Below are 1,149 nucleotides of genomic sequence, written 5' to 3' on the forward strand. Positions count from 1 at the left end.
AGATGTGTATCCGAGACAGCCCGGGCCAGCGCCGGGTCCGCACCCGACCAGGTGTCGTTGAGCAGGTCCGCCCCGGCGGCCACCGCCTCCACCGCCACCTCGGCCCGCCAGGTGTCGATGGAGATCACCACGTCCGGGAAGGCGGCCCGGACGGCGGCGATGGTGTCCACCGTCCGCCGGATCTCCTCGGCCACGTCCACCTCGGCACCCGGCCCCGCCTTCACTCCGCCGATGTCGACGATCTGCGCGCCCTCGTCCACGGCGCGGGCCACCGCCCGCAGCGCACTGTCCGCCTCGAACGTCGCGCCCCGGTCGAAGAAGGAGTCCGGGGTGCGGTTGACGATCGCCATCACCACCAGCTCGTCGGGGCCGAACGTCCGTCCACCGAGCCGCAGCTCCCCGGCCACGCCGCCTCCTTGATCGCCGCACGCCGCCGGAGGGTCACCCGGCCGACCTCCACGACGCTATCCGGTGCCAGGTCACGGGCATCGTCCGGTACGGCGCGCCGGGTGGGGTCGCTCCGGGGCCGTCGACATGCCACGATCAGTGGTATGGGTCAGCTTCTGCTCCTGCTGGTCGTGGCGGTCGCCGTCGCGGCGGTGGTGTTCGGGGTGACGGTGCTGGTCACCGGCCGGGATCCCGGCCTGGTGCCGGTCGAGGCGGACGGGCGGGCGGTGCCGCTGCCCGGTGACCGTCCGCTGCGCGAGTCGGATGTGAGCGAGGTGCGTTTCGACACCGCGTTGCGCGGATATCGAATGGCCCAGGTCGACCAGGCGCTGCGCCGGGCGGCGTACGACATCGGTTACAAGACCGAGCTGATCGGGGTGCTGGAGGCAGAGGTGACCGCGTTGCGTGACGGGCGGACGGCCGAGGCCGACGCCCTGCGGCGCGCCCGCGAGCAGTCCGCCGGCCTGGCCACCGGCCCGGCCGCCGACACCAGCTCGGCGGTCTCCGACACCTCCACCCCGCCCGTCTCCGACGTCACCGTCTCTGCGGCACCGTCCGACATCTCCGTCACTCCGGCGAGCGCCCCCTCACCCGGTGGCACCGCCGCCACGTCCGGCACCGCCGCGCCCCGCACCGCCACCTTCGCGGGACCGACCGCCGAGGATGCGCCGCCGACCGCCCCCGCGCCGACCGCCCCTACCG

2 protein-coding genes are annotated in these 1,149 nt (G+C 74.5%); one reads left to right on the forward strand and one right to left on the reverse strand.

Features of this window, described 5'->3' with window-relative positions; translation table 11 throughout:
* A partial coding sequence (locus tag EYA84_RS32110; protein ID WP_161595089.1) for a dihydropteroate synthase occupies window positions 1–407 on the reverse strand: 407 nt, incomplete at its 3' end.
* A 144-nt stretch (window positions 408–551) separates the two neighbouring features.
* On the opposite strand from EYA84_RS32110, the gene EYA84_RS33810 reads away from it, so the two are divergent.
* The coding region (locus tag EYA84_RS33810) for a DivIVA domain-containing protein (protein ID WP_236146085.1) at window positions 552–1,149 on the forward strand (598 nt) is incomplete at its 3' end.

This window comes from Verrucosispora sp. SN26_14.1 (assembly GCF_004307965.1).
Taxonomy (GTDB): Bacteria; Actinomycetota; Actinomycetes; order Mycobacteriales; family Micromonosporaceae; genus Micromonospora.